Below are 20645 nucleotides of genomic sequence, written 5' to 3' on the forward strand. Positions count from 1 at the left end.
TTCAAACTGAACCGTCTTCTCTTCACGAATAGCTTATGCGAATCGAATTCGGCCCGCATATCTGGAACCAGAAATAACAATACATTCGCAATATGACTGCATCGTACATTCAGGTGATGCTGCCCAACTCAAGCGGTTGAAACGGCACTTATCCAAACACGAGATGTCCCATATAAACAAACTGTCAATGAAACGGAAACAGTTTGTCAACAAAATGGGTCACAATAGCGTGACAAACTTAAGTAAAAAGTGAAACATATTATCGTTTTATAAGCATCAACAAATTATATAAATTAGGTAACTCTACTTTAATAACAACTTTTATTAGGAGTTGTTTCTGCTAGCGCTGAATCATTGAAACCGCTCTGTCTCTTTGTTTTATCGCATTATCCGACGCAAAACCGGTTTCCATTTTTGCTGGAAATATTCTAATTTAGCTTATGCTGATTGCTTTAGATGCAGCTGTTCATGACCTGGTGCGCGATAGCGAATATGGCAACCGCGTACTCCATAGTATTCGACGTCGACTTCAACACCGAAAACACTGCGAATACATTCGGCCCGTAGTACCTCGCGCGGAGTACCCAGCGCCACAATCTGCCCCTTGTTCATCACTGCGATACGATCACAGAACATCGCCGCATGGTTGAGGTCATGAAGTGCCGCAACAACTGTTAGCTCTTGACGCCTTACAAGATCGAGCAAACCAATCTGGTGGCCAATATCGAGGTGATTGGTCGGCTCATCCAGAAGCAGAATCTGAGGCTCCTGCGCAAGCGCACGCGCAATATGCACGCGCTGACGTTCACCGCCTGAAAGCGTATGCCAATATCGATTTGCCAGATGCGCCATATCCACATTGGCTAAAGCCCGTTCGACAATGACATCATCCGCATCAGACCATGGCGATAAAGCACCCAGATAGGGTGTCCGCCCCAGTTCAACGGCTTGCCGTGCAGTGATGCGATCAGTTGTGCCTGCCTGCTGCTCGACAAGTGCAAGTTTGCGCGCGATCTCACGGCGGTTGAGCTTATGGATCGGCGTTCCGCACAGTTTTACTTCGCCAGCGCGACTGCGACGCACACCGGAAAGCAGTGAAAGCAAACTCGTTTTACCGGACCCATTCGGTCCGATAATGCCGAGGAATTCCCCTTCTTGCACATCAAGCGAAACATCCCGCAGAATTTCTGCACCACCTGCCGACCAGCCAACATCTTTCGTCGAAAGCATCATGATTGATCCCTCCTCTGCCCGAGCAAGAGTGCAAAGGCCGGTGCGCCGACCAGAGCCGTAATTACCCCAATGGGTAGAACCTGACCCGGAATGATTATTCGTGACAGGATATCGGCGAGGATCATGAAGATTGCACCAATCAGTGCGGCTGCCGGCAACAATCGCCCATGGCGAACGCCAACGACCATTCGGGCTGCATGTGGAATAACCAGGCCGATAAAGCCGATTGAGCCGACAATGGAAACCATGACCGCCGTCATCATTGCACTGACACCAATCAGAACCGCGTAAACGCGACGCACTGGAATACCCAGCGAGGCGGCAGATTCAGAGCCGAAGGTGAAGGCATCAAGCGCCCGTGCGTGCCAAAGGGAAATTGCAAGGCCAATGATACATGCAGGAAAGGCAAGTGCCGCGTCAGGCCAGCGGACACCCGACAGATTGCCGAGAAGCCAGAACATGATGCCGCGAGCTTGCTCGGCATTTGCAGCCTTCGTCACGATAAACGAAGTCAATGCGTTGAAGAGCTGAGACCCCGCGATACCTGCCAGAATGATTGCACTGTTTCCTCGCCCTGCTCTTAGCGCCAGCAGCGAGACCAGAAGAAATGCTATGATTGCCCCTATAAACGCACCCAGCGAAAGCGACAGAACACCAGCGCCAATGCCTAGAATGGCAACGCTGACCGCACCTGTGGACGCACCGGCGGAAATGCCCAGAATATAAGGGTCGGCCAATGAGTTACGTAGAAGCGATTGCAGCACCACACCGGAAAGGGCAAGTGCTGCACCACAACATGCGGCAACCACCGCACGACTGAGACGATAGCTCCAGACAATACCTTCATCTATCGGCTCAAGCGGATAACCTGCATTCCAGACGCGGTTGGCGATTGTTTTCGCCACCACGTCCAGAGGTATCGCAGTTTCACCAATTGCAGCGCCCAGCCACAAGGCACCGAGAAGCAGGACAAGCGCCAGCGCTACGAAAAGCAACCTGCCGCTCATGCCCTTGCCAAGATGAATGCCAGAAGTGGCTGCGCGTGCTATCACTTGTTGAGATCCGAAGCGGCAATATCCGCAGCAAGCGTTTCAATACCTTCGATCACGCGGAGCGAAGTGCTCATCGACTGCGCATCCATATCGAAGACATGGCCGCCTGAGACGGCTGGCATGAGCTTGGTAACAGCATCACTTTCAAGGAACTGGTGCTTCACAGCAATGTCGTCGGCAGGATAACGACGGCGATCAAGCTTCGCTGCAACGATCATCGACGGGTTGGATTTCGCGATTGTTTCCCAGCCAACAGTTGGCCACTCTTCTTCACTCTCGATCACATTCTTGATGCCAAGCGCGGAAAGGATATAGGCGGGAGCACCAAATTTACCGGCTGCATAGGGATCGGCATCGATCTGCGTGCTGGAGAACCAGACCATCGCAGAAAGTTTGCCATTGGTAGAGCCAATTTTCTCACGCGCAGCAGCTTCACGAGCCTTCAAGTCCGCAACGAGCTTTTCACCGCGATCCTGTACATTGAAGATCTCGGCAAGTTCAGTGATTTCCTGATAGACAATTTCCATCTTGAAAGGTGCCGTGCGGACGCCATCGCCGCCGCCGGAGTTATCCTTGCCTACACAATCGGAGGGTGAGGTGTAGGTTGGAATACCCAGTTCTTCAAATTGTTCGGGCTTACCGACAATGCCCATCGGGCCAACGTGCCACTGAAAATCAGCAGTGACGATTTCAGGCTTTTCCGCCAGCACACTTTCAAAGCTTGGGTCATTGTCCGCAAGGCGCTTGACCTTTGCATTAACTTCTTCAAAACCCTTCAGAACAGGGCCAAACCAGACCGCAGTACCGACAACTTTGTCGCCAAGACCGAGGCTGTAAAGAATTTCTGTACTGCTCTGACCAACGGCCACAGCGCGCGTCGGTGCCTGTTTGAACGTAACATCGCGACCGCAATTTTTCAGCGTCAGCGGATACTGAGTTTCAGCAGCTTGTGCAGCGAAGCCACTCGCAAGAATAGCAACTGCTGAGAAGGCAACGCGAAATGACGTCTTGCCGATAAAGTTCATTTAAAACCCCGAAATGATAAGAGAAAAAGCCGCATCAAACGGCGGAAGCGATCCGGCGCGTAAAGAAGACGGACATATCCGGGGATATGAATGACGATGGGAGGCAACGTCCTGCGACGCTTAAAGCTGTCATAACCAACTCTCCTGCACCGGGCATCCCCGCCCGTGACAATGGACTACGTTAGACGGCAGGTCTCCTGGCTCACAGATACTCGCTGTTCATCTGCCTTCCCGAGCTGTTTGGAACAGTCTCAGTGACATGACGCTTTGAGGCATCACAAGGATGAACGGCAATCCGCTTACAGTTGCGGGGGCAGCCACGGTCTCGGTCCCTTTTGGGTCGTCCTCACCGTGTTCCCTATTAATCCCCTTCACTCTCGGTCGGGGAACCGTCGTAACTGTATTACATCGCGCCGATATAAGCGTCAAGCGAGCCGGGCCGCTTATTCAGCCCTATAAAATCGCCATATAAGACTTTTTGCTAATACGATATTGCAAGTAAAAACAAGCGATGCTGCTTGCTGGTATATTGTAATTCTCTCCTGTAGTCTCCAGATCAGGAGTCTCTGCTTGGGAAGCAGGGGTTTTTGAGGAGGGCTGTCGCAAAGACAGCAGCAAAATGCACGCAAAGTGCATTCAGGGAGGATTTATGCGTAAATGGATTCTGGCCATTTCGTCGGTGGCAGCGCTTGCAATGGCGGGTGCAGCTTCGGCTGAAGATTACAAGGTATTGGCGCCAGCAGCACCGGGCGGTGGCTGGGACCAGACAGCACGCACCATGCAGAACGTGCTTCAGGATGAAAAGATTTCCGGCAGCGTTCAGGTCATTAACGTTCCGGGCGCAGGTGGCACGATTGGCCTGGCGCAGTTCGTCAACCAGAACAAGGGCGACCCGAGCCAGCTCATCGTTGGCGGCTATGTCATGGTCGGTGCGATCCTGACCAACAATTCGCCCGTCAATCTCGACGCGATTACACCAATTGCCCGTCTCACCGGCGAATACGAAGCCATCGTCGTTCCGGCATCGTCCGACATTCAGAACCTCGGTGATCTTGTTGCCAAGCTCAAGGCTGATCCGGGCTCCGTTTCCTGGGGCGGCGGCTCGGCAGGTGGTACGGACCACATCACAGCTGGTCTTTTTGCCAAGGCCGCAGGCGTTGATCCAACCAAAGTCAACTACATTGCCTTTTCCGGTGGTGGCGAAGCGCTCGCTGCAATTCTTGGCAATCAGGTAACAGTCGGCATTTCCGGCTATGGCGAATTCGACCCACAGATCAAGGCTGGTACGCTTCGCATTATCGGTATTTCCAGCGATGAACGCGTTGAAGGCATCGACGCTCCGACCTTCAAGGAAGGTGGCGTCGACGTTTCGATCCAGAACTGGCGCATGGTCGGCGCCGCTCCGGGCATCACCGCCGAACAGGAAGCGGCCGTCAATGCAGATGTCGAAAAGATGGTGAAATCTGAATCCTGGCAGAAGGCACTGGCCGACAAGGGCTGGGCCGATACCTATCTTGCAGGCGATGCTTTTAAAGAGCAGCTCAAGAAAGATGTGGCGTCCACTGAAACCATCCTCAAGGAAATCGGCCTCGTCAAATGACAGGATCTGAACAGCATGGAGAGCGCCGTTCCGCTGGAACGGCGCCAGACTACGCAGCTCTTGTCATAGCCCTAATCCTTGCTGCAATTGCTATCGCAATTGCCTGGTCCACGGCCTATGGCAACAATGTGCTGTCTTACTCGCCCGTTGGGCCTAAAACCGTGCCCTATATCATTGCAGCTGGGCTATTCATCCTGTCTATCTGGACCGTAATCAGCGCATTGAAGGGCGAGTTTCCCGAACGTGAACATCAGGAAATTGCACCTATGGCGTGGATTGTCGGCGGTCTGGTTATCCAGATGCTGACCATGAAAACCATGGGCTTTTCCATCGCAACGGGCTTGCTGTTTGCAGCAACGGCGCGCGGATTTGGCTATCGCAAATTCTGGATAAGCGTGCCGGTCGGCATCGTCTTCTCATTCGTCATCTGGTTCATTTTTGCACGCGGCCTGCAGCTATCGCTGCCATCAGGCTGGCTTGAACAATTCGTTTAAGGCGAAAGAACATGGATACAATCACTCTGCTCGCCAACGGACTACTGGTGGCCCTTGAGCCATCAAACCTTATTTACGCGCTGATTGGCGTCACACTTGGTACGGCTGTTGGCGTGCTACCGGGCATCGGCCCAGCACTTACAGTGGCGTTGCTCCTACCCGTTACCTATAAACTCGACCCCGCCGGTTCTCTCATCATGTTTGCCGGTATTTATTACGGCGGCATGTATGGCGGATCGACCACCTCGATCTTGCTGAATACGCCCGGAGAAAGCGCCTCCATCGTTACGGCATTGGAGGGCAATAAAATGGCCCGAGCGGGGCGCGGTGGGCCAGCCCTTGCAACCGCTGCAATCGGCTCGTTCATTGCGGGCCTGATTGCGACGCTGGCTCTGGCATTTGTGGCCCCATGGGTGGTGAAATTCGCCCTCTCCTTCGGACCTTCGGAATATTTCGCGCTGATGCTGCTCGCCTTCATGACTGTCTCGGCGGCATTTGGCGATTCCACATTGCGCGGCCTCACCTCGCTGTTCATCGGCCTGACGCTTGGCCTAATCGGCATCGATCAGCTGACCGGACAGGCCCGTCTGGTCATGGGCACGCCGAACCTTCTCGATGGCATCAATGTTACCACACTTGCGGTAGCGCTGTTTGCTATTGGCGAGACCTTGGCGGTGGTTTCCAAAAAGCTCAGCCCCGACGATGAAGTCATCGCCGTCAAAGGCTCAGTCTGGATGACCAAGAATGACTGGAAGCGCTCGTGGATGCCATGGCTGCGTGGAACGGCAATCGGCTTTCCGATTGGCGCCATGCCAGCGGGCGGCGCGGACGTTTCAAGCTTTCTGTCCTATTCGGCAGAACGCCAGTTCTCCAAACATCCGGAAGAGTTTGGCAAAGGCGCCATTGAAGGCGTTGCAGGCCCGGAAGCCGCCAACAACGCATCGGCTGCGGGTACTCTCGTGCCACTGCTGACTCTCGGTCTGCCAACCACTGCAACGGCGGCAATCATGCTGGCTGGTTTCCAGCAATTCGGCTTGCAGCCGGGACCATTGCTCTTTGTCACCAATGCGCCGCTGGTTTGGGGGCTGGTTGCAAGCCTTCTGGTCGCCAATCTGATGCTGCTGGTGCTGAACCTACCGCTGATCGGCCTTTGGGTGAAGATGCTCACCATCCCGCGCCACTGGCTTTATGCGGGCATTCTGGTCTTCGCTACACTGGGTACTATCGGTGCCAACGCATCGACATCAATGCTGTTAGGTCTTCCGGTATCGTTTGAACTGGGTCTGCTTCTGGCTTTCGGTTTGCTTGGCTATGTGCTGCGCCGCTTCTCATACCCGATTGCACCGGTTGTCGTGGGCCTGATCCTCGGACCGATGGCAGAAAAAAGTCTGCGTCAGGCACTGCAGATCAGCCAGGGCAACCCGATGACACTGGTACATTCATGGGTATCGATAACGCTGATTGCACTGGCAATCGCGGCAGTCGTCGTGCCGATGATTATGCGCCAGCGCGGCAAGGGCGAGTTGCTCAAGCAAATGGCAACAGACGAAGACTAGAGCATAATCCGACCTGAGTGAAATGCACTCAAAAAACAAAAAGCCCCGGGAAACCGGGGCTTTACTTCAATAAACAACTGCAAGCTTAGTCGTGGATCTTGCGGAACTGAGCCACGTCGATGCCGAGCGTCTCAAGGTCTTTTGCCATTGGCTGATGTCCAACACGCAGGGCAGCAGATGCGCGAACGGCACTACCGAATTGCGCAAAGGCACGACCGAAACGATTATTAAAGCGGGCAAACATTTTCATCTCCATCACGGACGCCTTATTGGTCCGCACCATTGAGATGGTGTTTCACAACTTCTGTTTGAAGTGATGCCTTTGCATAAGAGCCATGCAGAAACTGCATATAACGATATTTATCCCTATTGATTGGGATCAATGAGGCTTCGGTTTTCACCTGCCAATCTGCCCTTATCAAAGGAAGGAGAAAACCATGTCAAACACCCCTCACACGCTTGGTGAAGAGTTTCCCGGTCAGTTGGTTGCCATTCATGCCCTGAAGGCCGCTGACCCGCGTTTCGCTCGCATTCTGGAGGAATATGACTCGGTCAATGACCGTATTCATCGGGCCGAAAGCAAGATAGCACCTGTCAGTCAGGAAGAGGAAACCAACCTGCGCAAGCAGCGGCTTGCACTGAAAGACACCATTGAGCAAGCATTAGCCCAATAACAACTGAGCTGGCCACGGCAGCGGCGGAGCTCTGAATAATTTCTAACGCGTATCTTTGTCCGAAAACCGCCATACATTTTTCGGGATGCGCTCTAGTCGCCTCTGTCTGGCCTTACCGATCTTTCCATCTTTCCAACCGCGATCAGCATGATAACGGCGATGGCCGTTGCCATAATCGCGATGTGCCACAATCCGAGGCCGCTTGCGAGACCGATAGCTGCAGCAAGCCACATGCCCGCACCCGTTGTAATGCCGGTAATCTGGCCTTTGGCAAAGATGATAAAGCCAGCCGCAAGAAATGCCACACCGCTGGTGATCGCTTCTACAAGACGCGAAGGGTCCATGCGGATGTTCTGATCGTCGAAAACCGGCACATTCACCAGCTCAAGCGATACGATTGTGAAGGTTGCTGATGCGAGACAGACCATCATGTGGGTCTTCAACCCTGCCGGTCGCTTTCGCCATTCTCTTTCAAGACCGATAACCGCGCCAAGAAGAGTTGCGAGCAGCATTCTTGCCAATACGACTGGCAGGCTCAGCATATTATCGTGTGTGAATTCGGCCCAGAATTGATCCATGCCCTTCAACGGAAATTCTCGGCTTTTGTTCCGGCGGCTTGAAACGCAATATGTATCCGCAATTCATATTGGCTTTTAAAGATCAATTGCCGGAAGCAGGCGGAACAGTTTCGGTGCTGGCTGGTGGCACCGAGCCTTCACTATTGGAAGGCACATCAGGTGCAATCGCGCTCCCGAAAAGCTCAACAAGCAGCCAGACAACTGCAGCTGCAGCTATGCTAACCAGCAAAATTACAAGAACGGGTTTGCCCTCACGACCCTGTCGCGCTTCACGCGGGCTGACCTGTTTCATGAAACAATACCTCCCTTTCTGGACGCTCCTACAATAGCCCAATGATTGGGTAGTGGTTTTGTTCCATAGGGAAGAAGCTAGCCAAAATTGCCCGGCAATATTAAGGGATTCCATGAAAAACCGATATCCGGAATCACGAAATTTCAATGACTTGTTGGAAGCTTCTTTTAAATTACAAAAAGATGCCAACGTTCTGCTCAAATACAGCGACTTCGGCATATTACACAACATGCTTATCTGTTTCAGACACTGTCTACAGTATATGTTGGAAAATTAGATGGTACGGACGGGTGGATTCGAACCACCGACCTCAGGAGCCACAATCCTGCGCTCTAACCAACTGAGCTACGACCGCGTACCTAAATCTCAACGAACTCGCTTCGGTGTCCGTCGACAGGGGGTCACATACGGAGAATCGAACCACATTGCAAGTGATTATAATGATCTTTTTTGAAGATTTCCCCGTTTGTTAGCTCGAAAGCCGCAATCGTTAAAATTCGACGCAATCCGGTTACCATGTTTTATGCATGGTTGTGCATAAACGCGGATTATCCACCAACACATAAAATTGCCTTACCTGCATTAACTAATGGAACAGAAAGTAAGGTCCATATCGAATGCAAATATGGACCCGAACCCGCAAGAGGCTTATTAACAGGTCGTTAAGAGGTTTCTTGGGTGGACGGAAGAACAGGTAAAGGACCGGTATGTCAGGATCATACCCCTTCATCGATATTGCCGCGCTGGATCAAATCCGCGAAGGTTTTGCCAAGGGCGACGCGCAGCTCGTGCTGACGCGCGACTTATCGACAGTGCTTTGGGCAAATGGCGCTGGCGCAAGCCTCTTTGGCCATGATCGTATCGAATACCTGATCGGCGGTGCCCTTGATTTGCCGGTCGCAACGCGCCGACAGATTACAGCTTCCACCGATGAGACCGACATCGCGCCCAGGATTGTTGCCGTTCGTCTGGGCGGAGGAATGCGGGCCGAACTGACCCGCCTGAAGATTTCGAATATTGTCCTGCCCGATGGCATTGAAGCCTTGCTGATGTCTGTCGACCGGCAAGATGTTAAGCCAGGCGATATTATTTCCGGCCTTGCTGATGTCACAACGCATGTCGCACTGATTGATGCACAGGCGAGAATTCTTGCTGCGAGCTCACGTTTTGCAGCGCTTGATATTTCCGCATCCACCCTTGAAGATCTGATCGTCGAAGCAGAAGATGCGGATGATCATCTGGTCAAGCGGCGTATTCGTGCGGGAAAGCATTCAGTTCCGGGTGCGCTGGCGCGCCTTTCAGACGCCCCTGCTTTGCACCTGCTCTGCATTATCAGCGAAGCGACACAGGCGGCTTCGACCACCGATGCGCCTTTGGCTGAACAAAATATCGTACCCGCAGTGAAAGAAGCAGCGGTCGAGGCCGAAGAGATCCAGAAGCCAAAGGAATTTGCTTTTGATCGTGACGGCGCACCAGCCCGCTTCATATGGAAGACGGATGCGGCCGGTTCATTTACCGAACTATCGCCAGAACTGGGCATCATTATCGGGCCTAATGCTGCCGATGTTATCGGTCGCCGCTTTGCGGAAGTTGCCAATGTATTTGGCTTCGACACGGATGGCGCAATCGCCGTTCTGCTGCAAAAGCGCGATACCTGGTCGGGTAAAAAGCTGCTTTGGCCGGTTGAGGGCACAAATCTCCGCGTGCCAGTAGAGCTTGCCGCCCTTCCCGTTTACTCGCGCGATCGCGAATTTATCGGTTTCCGCGGTTTTGGCCTTGTGAATCCGCAGGATGCAGAAGCAGACCCTGAAACCATCGGCATTGTGCTGGCTGGCGGTGTTCCGCAGAAGCGGGTTCCAGAAGCACAACAGACCGCCCTGCCGCTCGACGGTGCGGACGATGATGTTCTGGCGCTTTCAGAAGAAGTTGCGAATGACGATCATCCTTCAGAAGCCAAATATCAGCCACCTGTGGTTCTGACTCCTAATCCGGGTCGTCGGGAATCCGACAAGGTGCTTGAGCTTCTCAACGCTGCTGCCCGCGAAAAAGTCGCGGCGGATCACGAAAAAGAACACAAGACGAAGACTGACAAACGCCCTGAAGGCGGCCTGACGGCCACAGAGCGCAATGCATTCCGCGAAATCGCTGATCGCTTGCGCAAGCAGGGTCTCGCAAACTCGCGTCAGGATCAGGATGCAACAGATGAGAAGCCAATTGCAGCCGAGCAGATAAAACCTGCCGCCGAACGCGCCTCACCTGTCGCGCTGGTTTCGAAACCTGCTCAAACAAATTCCGGCGAACAGCCTGCCACAGAGGCCGCAACACCCGCTGTTTCTGAAGAAAAGGTGTTTGCTGATGAAACGGCTTTGCTTGCCAATCTGCCTGTGCCGGTGATTATTCAGTCTGGCGGCGATATCCATTACGTCAATCAGGCGCTGCTTGATCTGACGGGTTATGACGCGATTGAAGACATCCGTAAGGCTGGTGGCGTTGATGCGCTTTTCAACAGCGAAGCCGACGACAGTGAAAAGCGTCAGGGCATGGTGCTACGTCATGCCGATGGCCATGAAGAACCGGTCGATGCACATCTTAATGCGATCAACTGGCGTTCTGGCCGCGCATTGATGCTAAGCCTCATGCCTGTCGCGGTTGAAGCGACTGCACCTGTTCAAAGTACACCAGAACCGACCCTTGAGGGTCGCTCTGAAAAGCAGGAACTGCAGGCCCATATCGAAGAGCTCAAGACCATTCTCGACACCGCAACCGATGGTGTTGTGCTGATTGATCCTGAGGGCCGCATTCGCTCGATGAACCATTCGGCCTCGGCGCTGTTTGGCTATGATCAGGACGATACGGAAGGCAAGTTCTTCTCCATGCTCTTTGCCATCGAAAGCCAGCGTGCGGCGATGGATTATCTGCATGGCCTTTCCGGTAATGGCGTTTTGAGTGTCCTCAATGACGGACGCGAGGTGATTGGTCGTGAAGCACAGGGCGGTTTCATTCCATTGTTCATGACTATGGGCAAGCTACCGCATACAAACGGATATTGTGCAGTTCTGCGCGACATTACACAGTGGAAGCGCACAGAGGAAGAACTGACCAATGCACGTCGCGAAGCCGAACGTGCGTCCAGTCAGAAAACGGAATTTCTTGCGCGTATCAGCCATGAAATTCGCACGCCCCTCAATGCCATTATCGGCTTCTCGGAACTAATGTCCGATGAAAAATTCGGCCCGATCGGCAACGAGCGTTATCGCGACTATCTGCGTGACATCAACCGTTCCGGCAACCATGTACTGGCGTTGGTCAACGATCTCCTTGATATTTCAAAGATCGAAGCCGGTGCGCTCGACATGGAGTTTGAAGCGGTTTCGCTCAATGACGCTATCGGCGAAGCCATTGCGCTCATGCAGCCGCAGGCCAACCGCGAACGTGTCATTATCCGTTCCAGCTTCCAGTCGAACCTGCCGGATATCGTCGCCGATGCGCGCTCGATCAAGCAGGTCGCACTCAACCTGCTCTCCAATGCCGTGCGCTTCACCGCAACTGGCGGACAGGTTATCGTTTCGACGAATTATGAGCTGAATGGCGATGTCGTGATGCGTGTGCGTGATACCGGCGTCGGTATGACCAAGGCTGAAATCGAACAGGCACTGAAGCCGTTCCGTCAGGTCAACACCATGCAACGTCGTCAGGCCGAAAGCGCGAAAGACTGGCGCAACGAAGGCACGGGACTTGGACTTCCGCTGACCAAGGCGATGGTTGAAGCCAATCGCGCACAGTTTGCCATCGACTCCACACCCGGCCAGGGAACTGTGGTGGAAATCGTTTTCCCACCCACACGCGTTCTCGCGGAATGATCTAAGCGTATCCCGAAAAGTGGGAACCGGTTTTCGGAAAAGATAGAGCATTTTCTTTAGGAGATGCTCTAGATATGAATAAAAGCCCTCCAGCCGGAGGGCTTTTCATTTGCAAACAAAAAAAAGCGCCAACAAAAGCCAGCGCGATAAATCTCAGAGACAAAGACACGAAAGCAAGTGACAGATAAGCACAACAAGCGGCTCGATCATTACTCAGTGTTGCATTCTTTATCGCGCCTAGCTGGTTAATACGGCCTTAAAATCCGATGTCGGAATTTAGAGATTGGAAACTCCTGTAAAATCAGGGTTAATTTCTGAGAAACAATTGTTTAACCATAAGATGGAATCAGCATAGGCGGCTTTGCTTTGCCACAGTGCTGAGCTAGTTTAGATTACGGAATATGTCTCACTGATAGGATGGTTGATGCGCTGGCCGAAGTTTATGCGCCTTATTATTGCGCTCGTCATTCTGGGCGCGGCAGCGGTCGCCACCCTGCTCGCGATCATACCTTTCATCGTCTCAACCGATGCGATCCGCATTCGTGTGGCGCAGGAAATCAGTGCGTGGACCGGCTATAGTGTTGAACTGCGTGAAGCACCGCGCTTGCGCGTGTTTCCTGTTCTTCGGGCTTCGCTCGATGGCGTGACACTTAGCAAACTGTCCGATCAGGGTGCCAAGCCTTTCATGAGCGCCAACCGCATTGAAATCGAGCTTTCGCCGCTTGATGCTATCATGGGCAGGCTGTCATTCTCTGAAACACAGATTGTAAGGCCGCATTTTAACATTGGCGGTCCGGTCGATAATTTTTCTGAGCTGCTGGATGCGATTGCAAGTTCGAATGGTCGATTGGGCACAGCGATACGCGCGCAACGCGCCTTGCAGCAGCAAAATGGTGGCAATGACAAGACGCTTGCAACGCAGCAGGCTTCCCAGCCTTTTGGTCGCGTTGTGGTTCGCGACGGCACAATCTCGTTCAACCACCCGGATTCGGAAGAAGAACCGAAAGAAGACCAGCAGATCACCAAGGTGAATGCCACGCTCGAATGGCCACGCACATCAAGTGCTGCAACGCTTCGCGGCAGTGCGCTATGGCGCGGCGAGAACACCCAGTTCAGCCTGACTGCAGCGCAAGCCCTTCCGTTGCTCGCAGGTGGCACTTCTGACGTGACCGCGAGCTTTACGTCCAACCCGGTCAACATCACCTTTGAAGGCAAAGCCAATATTTCCAATGATCGTTTCTTTGAAGGCGCGTTGAGCGCCAAGACGCCTTCATTGAGCAATTCGCTGCGTTGGCTTGCCTTGCCACCTGTCGCGGGCAGCACGGAAATTGGCGCCTTTTCGCTCGACTCCACTATCACCTCCACACCGCGTCGCTTGAAATTTGCCGATGTCGAGATGACGACGGATGAAAGCCCGGCCAAGGGTGTGATCGAGATTGGATTTGAGCAGGAAACGCCCGCCGTCACGGGAACGCTCGCTTTTGAGAAACTGAACCTGCGTCGCCTGTTTTCGATCTTTGTGCCGCTGCCTGTAAACCAGCCCCGCTCGCCGAGCGAACGTGATCAGAACGAACGCGACACCATTGATACAAGCTTTATCAATCGATCCGAGTTGGATTTGCGGCTGTCAGCACAGACGGCAACTGCGGGACCGGTCTCAATGACGGGTGTGGCTGCAGCAGTCCAGATCAGAGGCGGCCGTGCGATGTTCGATATCGGCGACGCCAAAGCCTTCAATGGTATTCTTCAGGCCAATCTCCAGATTGTGCGCGATTTGAAAACAGCCAGCGGCGAATTGCGCTTCAATGCCTCCGACATTGATAGCTCGCAGCTCTTTGCGGCGCTCGGTTTTGACAAACCATTCATCAATGGCAAAGGCAATGTGTCATTGTTCATGAAGGGACCGGCCAATCGCTGGTCCGGCTTGCTCAACAATGCGCAGGGCAATGTCTCGGTGCAGTTGAACAATGGCCAGATGCAGGGCTTTTCGGTTCAGGACTTTCTGACCAAGGCACAAAGCCAGGGCTTCTTTGCCCTTGAGCGACAGGACAATGTCTCGCTCGCCTTCAATCGCCTCGATATGAAAGCAAACCTCTCGGATGGCGTGGCATCGCTGGAAAATGCGACATTGGCAACGTCGGAAGGCACGCTCAACCTTGCTGGCATTGTGCCTTTTGTCGATCGCAGTCTGGCGCTGAGTGGCGAAGTTATCTTCCCAGACAGCCAGCCCCAGCAACAGCAGAATGCCGACAATCAGCAGGGCCAGACAGCCCAGGGCGATCCAAACGCTCAGGGCGCGGCAGCAAAGCCGCCGCTTCATTTCTTCGTCGGCGGCTCATGGGATCGACCATTTATCTCCCCATCATCGACAGGAAGCGGAACGGGGCAGTAAGCCTGCCCCGCTACGGTTTTCTAGAGCTTATCCGATGCGGAATGCCGCCTGTTCATCACGGCGGCGCTGCACTTCGCGGCGCTTGTTGACGACCGATGCAATGATAACACCTGTCGTCACCAAGGCGATAAGAATGGTACAAACCGCATTGATTTCCGGCGTCACACCGAGCCGCACCTGTGAGTAAATCTTCATCGGAAGCGTTGTTGCACCCGGACCCGATGTGAAGCTTGCAATGACCAGATCGTCGAGCGAAAGGGTGAAGGCCAGCATCCAACCGGAAACCACCGCTGGCAGGATAACCGGCAAAGTGATTTTCATGAACGTGGTTACGGGTGGCGCGCCAAGATCCATCGCCGCCTCTTCCAGCGAATGATCAAAGCTTACCAGACGCGATTGCACAACGACAGCCACGAAACACATCGAGAAGGTGATGTGTGCAAGCGTTACCGTCCAGAAGCCACGATCAAAGTTCATCGCCACGAACAAAAGCAGCAGCGAAAGACCGGTGATGACATCCGGCATGACCAACGGCGCATAGACCATCCCCGAAAACAGGATGCGCCCGCGAAACCGCGTGTAGCGGGTCAATGCCAGGGCTGCCAGTGTGCCAAGCACGGTTGCAATCGTGGCCGACAAAAGCCCGACGCGGATCGTCACCCACGCCGCATCCATCAGCGCCTGATTGCGGAACAGTTCCACATACCATTTGGTCGAGAACCCTGCCCAGACAGTCACCAGACGGGATTCGTTGAACGAGTAGATAACCAGCAGAACTATCGGCAGGTAGAGAAAGGCAAAGCCGAGCGCGACTGATGCGATGTTAAAACGGGACCAGTTGTTCTGCATCTTATTTTCCCTTCTCCTGCTGGCGCGCCTGCGCCTGCTGGAAAATCACAATCGGCACGATAAGCAGGAGCAGCAGAACCACTGCCACAGCCGAAGAAACCGGCCAGTCGCGATTGGAGAAGAACTCACTCCAGATTGTTTTACCGATCATCAGTGTCTGCGAACCGCCAAGAAGATCAGGGATCACAAACTCACCAACGGCCGGGATGAACACAAGGAAACAACCCGCCACGACACCTGCAAGCGACAGTGGAAAGGTGATTTTCCAGAAAGCCGAGAAAGCTGTGCAACCCAGATCCTGTGCCGCTTCGATAAGCGAGTAATCCATCTTTTCGAGTGAAGAATAGATCGGCAGGATCATGAACGGCAGATAGGAATAGACGATACCGATAAAGACGGCTGTATCCGTGTTCAGAATGTTAAGCGGCGTATCGATGACATTGAGCCACATAAGGAACTGGTTGAGCAGGCCTTCAGGCTTGAGGATACCGATCCACGCATAAACGCGGATAAGGAACGATGTCCAGAACGGCAGAATGACCAGCATCAACAATGTCGGGCGAAGGCTTTGTGGCGCACGCGCCATGCCATAGGCCATCGGATAAGCGACAAGCAACGTCAGGAACGTCGAGATTGCTGCAATCCGCACGCTGGAGAGATACGCCATATAGTAAAGCGGATCATCCATCAGCCAGAGGTAATTATCAAAGGAGAGCTGCTTCACGCGCTCCCATGCAAGGCTGAAGCCCTGCGTCAGATCAATGACCGGCTGATAAGGCGGGATCGCCATCGTGACTTCGGACAACGAAATCTTGAAGACGATGAAAAATGGAACCAGAAAGAAGATCAACAGCCACAGATAAGGCACTGCGATCACGAGGCGACTGGTTATGGAAGCAATGAGCTTTTGCATGTGCCTCCCCTCCTCAGGCTGTCAGCACCAGACCGGCATCGGTATCGAACGAAACCCATACGCGCTCATCATAGGTCAGCGGGTTTTCCGTCTTGCGCACGGCATTCAGGCTTGCAGCCTTGATGGTGCGGCCATTGTCGAGACGAACGTGGAAAACCGTCATATCGCCAAAATAGGCAATATCCCAAAGCTCACCCTCAACCGCATTGACGGAGGTTTCTTCCGGCTTTTCGCGGGTGATGCGTGTCTTTTCAGGGCGCACCGCATACCAGACCTTCTGGCCAGCGCTCAGCTGCTCGCGAGTTTCGGTCTGAATATTGAAGCCGAATTTTTCGGTGGCGATTTCTGCCTCACCATTCGCGGCTTTCACCACTTCGCCTTCGATAATGTTCACATTACCGATAAAGTCGGCCACAAACTTCGAGCCGGGCGCTTCATATACTTCGGCAGGCGTTGCTACCTGCATGATACGGCCCTTGTCCATGACGGCGATACGATCGGACATTGTCATGGCTTCTTCCTGATCGTGGGTGACGACCATGAAAGTGAGACCAAGCTTGACCTGCAAATCCATCAGCTCGAACTGTGTTTCTTCGCGCAGCTTCTTGTCGAGCGCGCCAAGCGGTTCATCGAGCAGCAGCACTTTTGGACGTTTCGCAACGGCGCGGGCCAAGGCCACACGCTGGCGCTGACCGCCCGAAAGCTGATGCGGCTTGCGTTTGCCATATTGCTCAAGCTTTACGAGCTTAAGCATTTCAGCAACGCGGGCATCGATTTCCGATTTTGCCATGCCGTCCTGTTTGAGACCGAAAGCGATGTTCTTTTCAACCGTCATATGCGGGAACAGCGCATAGGACTGAAACATCATGTTTACCGGGCGTTTATATGGGGGAATGCCACGCAAATCCTGACCATCAAGCGTAATACGCCCCGAAGTAGGCTCTTCAAAACCAGCCAACATGCGCATCAGCGTGGTCTTGCCGCAACCGGATGCCCCCAACAGCGCGAAGAACTCTCGATTGAAAACATTCAGCGACAGATTATCAACAGCAGTAAAATCGCCGAAAATCTTGGTCACATTTTCAAAAGAAATATAAGGCTTCGCCGCCGGATCATTCCAGGGTGCGAATTTGCGGCGAAAGCTGCCAAAAGATTCCATTCCGTTCCCCTATCGACTTATCAGGAACCTGACATTCACAGGCAGAGCCTGCCATTGATCTACTACAAGACGTAGAGCGGCCCAGCTGTACGAACAGTGAGCCGCTCTCAATTTCAACGGGCAAACCCGCGTCGGCTAATAATAGCCGTCATATTATCCGACTGTTACTGGCCTGTGACGATCTTAGTCCAGGCGCGTGTAACAACGCGCTGCACCTTGGTGTCATAAGGCGTCGGTACGAAGAGCTTCTTCAGAACTTCATCGCTTGGATAGATAGCCGGATCATCAAGAATTTCCTTGTCGATGAATTCCTGCGATGCCTTGTTGCCGTTTGCATAGAACACGAAGTTCGACGCCTTGGCTGCAACTTCCGGACGCATGATATAGTTCATGAATTCAAGCGCTTCAGGCACATTCTTCGCATCTGCCGGGATCGCCATCTGGTCGAACCACATCAGCGCGCCCTCCTTCGGGATCGAGTAACCAATCTCTACGCCCTGTTTTGCCTTCTCTGCACGATCGCGCGCCTGGAAAATGTCGCCTGAGTAGCCAACGGCCATGCAGATATCGCCGTTAGCCAGCGCATTGATATATTCCGACGAATGGAACTTGCGGATATTCGGACGAATCTTGAGATAAAGTTCCTGCGCCTTTTCGAGATCTTCCGGCGATGGGGAATTTGGATCAAGTCCGAGATAGTTCAGAGCCGGACGCAGCATTTCACTGGCTGAATCGAGCAGGTAAATGCCGCAGCCTTTAAGCTTTGCCGATTTTTCCGGATCGAAAAGAACGTCCCACGAGTCAATCGTGTCGGTGCCGAGCGCTTCCTTGATCTTGGCCTTGTTATAGCCAATGCCGGTCGTGCCCCACATGTAGTTGATGGAATATTCGTTGCCCGGATCGTAGGTCGCGGCACGGGTCGAGATTTCGTCCCACATGTTCTTGAGGTTCGGGAGCTTGTCTTTATCGAGCTTCAGGAACACGCCCGCTGGGATCTGACGGCCAAGGAATTCGCCCGATGGCACCACGAGATCGTAGCCGCTGCCGCCTGCAAGAAGCTTGGTTTCGAGAATTTCGTTGGAATCGTAAACGTCGTAAACGACCTTGATGCCGGTTTCCTTGGTGAAATCCTTGAGGATCGAATCGTCGATGTAATCCGACCAGTTATAGATATTGACCACCCGCTCCTGCGCGCTTGCGGGAAATACGGCGGCGCTTACAAGGCCAGAAACCATTGTAGTCGCCAGAAGAAAGGATTTCATCCTCATCGCTTGCTCCATTCTGCACCGTGATTCCAGGTACAGCTCAAGGGTGGGTAAACTGTTTCAACTTCATAGTTTTTTAGATTGTGCAGCATTCGTCAACCGGCTGATGACAAGACGAACACAAAAATTGCGATGTCGTGCCATTTGCAGACCGTCACAGCCAAAATCTTCCGGCTCTATTGGAAGTCGAAAGCTGACAATCCCGCCACCATTTCATCAAGTCCCAATGGACGGGTAAGCGGCGGCTCGGCCCGTGTGATACAGCCCTGTCGCTCACAAAGGCGACAGGCCGGACCGATTTCCGTGCGCGGAGCACTATTCGCACCATAAATTGTCTCAGAACCTGCATCGAGCGAGCAGCCGAGAAGAATGGCAGTGCGCCGCGGACGTTCATTGAAAGCGCCTTGCGGTCCTTCAAGTGTTCGCGCAATCGTCAGAAAAGCGGAACCATCAGGCAATTCGGCTGGCTCCACCAACACCTGCCCCGCTTGTGTGAAGGCCGCATAGACCGGCAGCTTAGGACATTGCCCACCAAACCGGACAGGAAACCCTTGCGAGCCCGCCATGCGCAAGCGATTGCCCGCATGGTCGATTTCCATCAAGAAAAACGGCAAAGCAGAGTTACCCTGTCGTTGAAGCGTTGTGAGCCGGTTCGCCGCCTGCTTAAACGACACACCAAAGCGCGAGCGCAACACGTCAACATCATAGCGCGCCCGCACAGCCGCATCGCGAAACTGCCGATAGGGCATCATCAATGCCTGCGCCGCATAACGCGCCAGCTCAAAACGCGCGATGCGCTTTGCTTCACTGGACGAGAGTTTCAGCGCTTCCGTTTCGGCACCGATCATCACCTGCATACGGATAAGCGCCGCTTCCATGGCAATTTCCTGCAACTGATCAAAGGGCGACAATCGCTCCGATATAAACAGTCGCTGCGAATGCCGGTCATAACGTCTGCGCCAGTTCGGCATGGTCGCGACGGGCAGCGTACGCACAGTAATGCCATGCTCGCGTCGCAGCCATTCTTTCAGTGCGCCCGACAGGTCGCCATCGGGCTTCAGCAGACCATAGAAACTCTCCGCCTCTTCTTCGATACGCGGATAATGATTGGGCCGTCGCGCCATGACATCACGGACCTCATCGAGCGGCAACCGCGTGGCGGAAAGCTGCGCATCGCTGCCTTCATGCGAAAGCAACTGCGACAAATCGGAAAGGCGCTGCTGCTGTTCGCGATAGGCGCGATAAAGTTTTACGATCCCACTAGCAGCATTGGGTGCTGCCTCGCCAATTTCCACCAGCTCCTGATCGCCCGGCAATTCTCCCGTCAGCAGCGGATCGGAAAACACTTCCTTCAGGCCCGCAACCGTCGTGCCGCTTTCTGCCTGCAGGCTATCGAGATCGAGCTTGTAAACACTGGCAAGCTTTAACAGCAGCTGCACTGTAAGCGGACGCTGATTGCGCTCGATGAGATTGAGATAGGACGGCGAAATACCAAGCGCCTCGGCCATGGATGTCTGAGTCAGACCGCGCTCGTTGCGGATGCGCCTGATGCGTGGGCCGGCAAAAATCTTGCGTTCGCTCATCAGGTCCTCCCAAACCAGCAATGACGAGTTTTACAACTCGTGACAAAATAGCTTCAAATTTCACCTTTGACAATATTTACAAATTTACAGATCCGCCCAGTCAATTTTTAGACAGCGTTA

17 protein-coding genes, 1 tRNA gene and 1 riboswitch are annotated in these 20645 nt (G+C 53.5%); of the genes, 6 read left to right on the top strand and 12 right to left on the bottom strand.

Annotated elements, in window-relative coordinates; translation table 11 throughout:
• Positions 1–438: 438 nt before the first annotated feature.
• Genes RT142_RS07415 through RT142_RS07425 form a run of 3 tightly spaced genes read right to left on the bottom strand, consistent with a single transcriptional unit; the run spans position 439 to position 3310 of the window.
• Complete coding sequence (locus RT142_RS07415; RefSeq protein ID WP_313028159.1) at positions 439–1233, bottom strand: ABC transporter ATP-binding protein; 795 nt, start codon at positions 1231–1233, stop codon at positions 439–441.
• Positions 1230–2240, bottom strand: a complete 1011-nt coding sequence (locus RT142_RS07420) for an iron ABC transporter permease (RefSeq protein ID WP_313028249.1) — start codon at positions 2238–2240, stop codon at positions 1230–1232. The genes RT142_RS07415 and RT142_RS07420 overlap by 4 nt, the downstream gene beginning before the upstream one ends.
• A gap of 41 nt (positions 2241–2281) precedes the next feature.
• Positions 2282–3310 (bottom strand): ABC transporter substrate-binding protein, encoded by a 1029-nt coding sequence (locus RT142_RS07425; RefSeq protein ID WP_064321864.1) that lies wholly within the window; start codon positions 3308–3310, stop codon positions 2282–2284.
• A 169-nt stretch (positions 3311–3479) separates the two neighbouring features.
• A riboswitch (cobalamin riboswitch) is annotated at positions 3480–3719 on the bottom strand.
• Between the two features lie 240 nt (positions 3720–3959).
• Here RT142_RS07425 and RT142_RS07430 point away from each other — a divergent pair.
• From RT142_RS07430 to RT142_RS07440, 3 genes are read left to right on the top strand one after another with little or no spacing between them, the layout of a single operon-like run.
• Positions 3960–4910 (top strand): Bug family tripartite tricarboxylate transporter substrate binding protein, encoded by a 951-nt coding sequence (locus RT142_RS07430; RefSeq protein ID WP_064321865.1) that lies wholly within the window; start codon positions 3960–3962, stop codon positions 4908–4910.
• A complete protein-coding gene (locus RT142_RS07435; protein ID WP_112806840.1) occupies positions 4907–5404 on the top strand; it encodes a tripartite tricarboxylate transporter TctB family protein in 498 nt (165 codons plus the stop codon). Before RT142_RS07430 ends, RT142_RS07435 begins: the two co-directional genes overlap by 4 nt.
• Before the next feature lie 11 nt (positions 5405–5415).
• The gene (locus tag RT142_RS07440) at positions 5416–6960 is read left to right on the top strand and encodes a tripartite tricarboxylate transporter permease (RefSeq protein WP_285534958.1); all 1545 of its coding nucleotides are present in this window, start codon (positions 5416–5418) and stop codon (positions 6958–6960) included.
• 85 nt (positions 6961–7045) lie between these two features.
• Here the strand turns inward: RT142_RS07440 and RT142_RS07445 are convergent, their stop codons facing one another.
• The gene (locus tag RT142_RS07445; RefSeq protein ID WP_162699557.1) at positions 7046–7204 is read right to left on the bottom strand and encodes a hypothetical protein; all 159 of its coding nucleotides are present in this window, start codon (positions 7202–7204) and stop codon (positions 7046–7048) included.
• A gap of 193 nt (positions 7205–7397) precedes the next feature.
• Between RT142_RS07445 and RT142_RS07450 the strand changes: the two genes are divergently transcribed.
• Entirely contained in the window at positions 7398–7634 is a 237-nt protein-coding gene (locus tag RT142_RS07450) for a YdcH family protein (protein ID WP_007879653.1), read from the top strand.
• Between the two features lie 92 nt (positions 7635–7726).
• Here RT142_RS07450 and RT142_RS07455 read toward each other — a convergent pair whose 3' ends face one another.
• The 3 genes from RT142_RS07455 to RT142_RS07465 form a co-directional block, all read right to left on the bottom strand.
• Entirely contained in the window at positions 7727–8212 is a 486-nt protein-coding gene (locus RT142_RS07455; RefSeq protein ID WP_007879655.1) for an MgtC/SapB family protein, read from the bottom strand.
• Positions 8213–8294: 82 nt separating this feature from the next.
• Positions 8295–8504, bottom strand: a complete 210-nt coding sequence (locus tag RT142_RS07460; RefSeq protein ID WP_231195485.1) for a hypothetical protein — start codon at positions 8502–8504, stop codon at positions 8295–8297.
• A 278-nt stretch (positions 8505–8782) separates the two neighbouring features.
• Positions 8783–8859: transfer RNA gene (locus RT142_RS07465), tRNA-His, on the bottom strand.
• Between the two features lie 352 nt (positions 8860–9211).
• Between RT142_RS07465 and pdhS the strand changes: the two genes are divergently transcribed.
• Both pdhS and RT142_RS07475 read left to right on the top strand, forming a co-directional pair.
• Positions 9212–12364, top strand: a complete 3153-nt coding sequence (gene pdhS / locus RT142_RS07470) for a cell-division control histidine kinase PdhS (RefSeq protein ID WP_313028164.1) — start codon at positions 9212–9214, stop codon at positions 12362–12364.
• A gap of 424 nt (positions 12365–12788) precedes the next feature.
• Positions 12789–14756, top strand: a complete 1968-nt coding sequence (locus RT142_RS07475) for an AsmA family protein (RefSeq protein ID WP_313028165.1) — start codon at positions 12789–12791, stop codon at positions 14754–14756.
• 27 nt (positions 14757–14783) lie between these two features.
• Here the strand turns inward: RT142_RS07475 and RT142_RS07480 are convergent, their stop codons facing one another.
• The 5 genes from RT142_RS07480 to RT142_RS07500 form a co-directional block, all read right to left on the bottom strand.
• Positions 14784–15605: an ABC transporter permease gene (locus tag RT142_RS07480; RefSeq protein ID WP_007879660.1), complete on the bottom strand. Its 822-nt coding sequence runs from the start codon at positions 15603–15605 to the stop codon at positions 14784–14786.
• Position 15606: 1 nt separating this feature from the next.
• Positions 15607–16518, bottom strand: coding sequence for an ABC transporter permease subunit (locus RT142_RS07485; protein ID WP_064321871.1), 912 nt, complete (start codon positions 16516–16518; stop codon positions 15607–15609).
• 13 nt (positions 16519–16531) lie between these two features.
• Positions 16532–17677: an ABC transporter ATP-binding protein gene (locus tag RT142_RS07490; protein ID WP_112806848.1), complete on the bottom strand. Its 1146-nt coding sequence runs from the start codon at positions 17675–17677 to the stop codon at positions 16532–16534.
• Between the two features lie 164 nt (positions 17678–17841).
• Entirely contained in the window at positions 17842–18945 is a 1104-nt protein-coding gene (locus RT142_RS07495; protein WP_007879666.1) for a polyamine ABC transporter substrate-binding protein, read from the bottom strand.
• Positions 18946–19118: 173 nt separating this feature from the next.
• Complete coding sequence (locus RT142_RS07500) at positions 19119–20525, bottom strand: short-chain fatty acyl-CoA regulator family protein (protein ID WP_231195487.1); 1407 nt, start codon at positions 20523–20525, stop codon at positions 19119–19121.
• Between the last annotated feature and the right edge of the window lie 120 nt (positions 20526–20645).

The organism is Brucella sp. (assembly GCF_032066345.1).
Classification (GTDB): domain Bacteria; phylum Pseudomonadota; class Alphaproteobacteria; order Rhizobiales; family Rhizobiaceae; genus Brucella; species Brucella pseudogrignonensis.

Bases quoted from the DNA above. Each gene is read 5' to 3' on its own strand.
- RT142_RS07415 (WP_313028159.1), bottom strand. From the start codon at position 1,233: ATGATGCTTTCGACGAAAGATGTTGGCTGGTCGGCAGGTGGTGCAGAA.
- RT142_RS07420 (WP_313028249.1), bottom strand. From the start codon at position 2,240: ATGAGCGGCAGGTTGCTTTTCGTAGCGCTGGCGCTTGTCCTGCTTCTC.
- RT142_RS07425 (WP_064321864.1), bottom strand. From the start codon at position 3,310: ATGAACTTTATCGGCAAGACGTCATTTCGCGTTGCCTTCTCAGCAGTT.
- RT142_RS07430 (WP_064321865.1), top strand. From the start codon at position 3,960: ATGCGTAAATGGATTCTGGCCATTTCGTCGGTGGCAGCGCTTGCAATG.
- RT142_RS07435 (WP_112806840.1), top strand. From the start codon at position 4,907: ATGACAGGATCTGAACAGCATGGAGAGCGCCGTTCCGCTGGAACGGCG.
- RT142_RS07440 (WP_285534958.1), top strand. From the start codon at position 5,416: ATGGATACAATCACTCTGCTCGCCAACGGACTACTGGTGGCCCTTGAG.
- RT142_RS07445 (WP_162699557.1), bottom strand. From the start codon at position 7,204: ATGTTTGCCCGCTTTAATAATCGTTTCGGTCGTGCCTTTGCGCAATTC.
- RT142_RS07450 (WP_007879653.1), top strand. From the start codon at position 7,398: ATGTCAAACACCCCTCACACGCTTGGTGAAGAGTTTCCCGGTCAGTTG.
- RT142_RS07455 (WP_007879655.1), bottom strand. From the start codon at position 8,212: ATGGATCAATTCTGGGCCGAATTCACACACGATAATATGCTGAGCCTG.
- RT142_RS07460 (WP_231195485.1), bottom strand. From the start codon at position 8,504: ATGAAACAGGTCAGCCCGCGTGAAGCGCGACAGGGTCGTGAGGGCAAA.
- pdhS (WP_313028164.1), top strand. From the start codon at position 9,212: ATGTCAGGATCATACCCCTTCATCGATATTGCCGCGCTGGATCAAATC.
- RT142_RS07475 (WP_313028165.1), top strand. From the start codon at position 12,789: ATGCGCTGGCCGAAGTTTATGCGCCTTATTATTGCGCTCGTCATTCTG.
- RT142_RS07480 (WP_007879660.1), bottom strand. From the start codon at position 15,605: ATGCAGAACAACTGGTCCCGTTTTAACATCGCATCAGTCGCGCTCGGC.
- RT142_RS07485 (WP_064321871.1), bottom strand. From the start codon at position 16,518: ATGCAAAAGCTCATTGCTTCCATAACCAGTCGCCTCGTGATCGCAGTG.
- RT142_RS07490 (WP_112806848.1), bottom strand. From the start codon at position 17,677: ATGGAATCTTTTGGCAGCTTTCGCCGCAAATTCGCACCCTGGAATGAT.
- RT142_RS07495 (WP_007879666.1), bottom strand. From the start codon at position 18,945: ATGAGGATGAAATCCTTTCTTCTGGCGACTACAATGGTTTCTGGCCTT.
- RT142_RS07500 (WP_231195487.1), bottom strand. From the start codon at position 20,525: ATGAGCGAACGCAAGATTTTTGCCGGCCCACGCATCAGGCGCATCCGC.